Annotated in this window: 1 protein-coding gene; it reads right to left on the bottom strand. The window is 27.3% G+C overall.

Annotated features, from left to right (window positions below; all coding sequences use genetic code 11):
* A partial coding sequence (locus Q4563_RS21035; RefSeq protein ID WP_303605906.1) for a zinc-dependent metalloprotease occupies nt 1-256 on the bottom strand: 256 nt, incomplete at both ends.

Below are 256 nucleotides of genomic sequence, written 5' to 3'. Positions count from 1 at the left end.
CAAACATATCCAAAGATTTTCCTTTTTGTGTTTTCTTAAAAATGGTTTCAAATAATTTGTCAAATAAATATTGTTCTGTAAATACTTTGTCGTTTTTTTGATTCAAAATTTCATTTTCTGTAATTCTCATCAATCGGTCTGTATGAATCAATCTATAAATAACATTTGTCTGATAAATACGTAACATTGATATTGGAGAGTAGTAACGTTCTCCATCTGGAGCATCTCTTACTGCAAAAACATTGTTGTTAATTTC

This window comes from Gilvimarinus sp. 1_MG-2023 (assembly GCF_030548285.1).
Note: the sequence above shows the minus strand (reverse complement) of the source record. Positions and strands in the feature narration are given on the sequence as shown.